Consider the following 421-nt stretch of genomic DNA (forward strand, 5'->3'; position numbering starts at 1 on the left):
TCCGGGGCCTGCGGGACCCCTGGGACCTGACCGGATTCCTGGGGTTCCCCGGCGCTCCTGAGGCTTACCGAGCACGTACCGCACCCCGGACGGCACAATGGGTTCATGCCGATACCCAGCCGCGCCGCCCTCGTCGACCACCTCGTCCGTACGCGTATCGCGGGGGACGTGGCCACACCACGGGACAACAACCTCTCCCACTACCGCAAGCTCGCCAACGGTGACCGCCACTACTGGCTGGGCCTGGAGCTCGGCGACCGCTGGACCGACGAGCAGGACGTGCTCGCCGTGATGGCCGAGCGCTGCGGGGTGAACGACGACCCCGAGCACCGCATCGGCCAGGACACCATCGACCCCGAGCTGACGGTCGACGCCCTGGAGCGGATGGCGGCCCGTCTGCGCAAGGCCGCCGACGGGCGGG

General features: G+C 71.3%; 1 protein-coding gene. It reads left to right on the top strand.

What is annotated here, in order from left to right; translation table 11 throughout:
* Positions 1-105 precede the first annotated feature (105 nt).
* The coding region (locus tag RM844_RS33040) for a phosphatase (RefSeq protein ID WP_311671112.1) at positions 106-421 on the top strand (316 nt) is incomplete at its 3' end.

Origin of the sequence: Streptomyces chisholmiae (assembly GCF_031845445.1) — a bacterium.
GTDB classification, from domain to species: Bacteria; Actinomycetota; Actinomycetes; order Streptomycetales; family Streptomycetaceae; genus Streptomyces; species Streptomyces chisholmiae.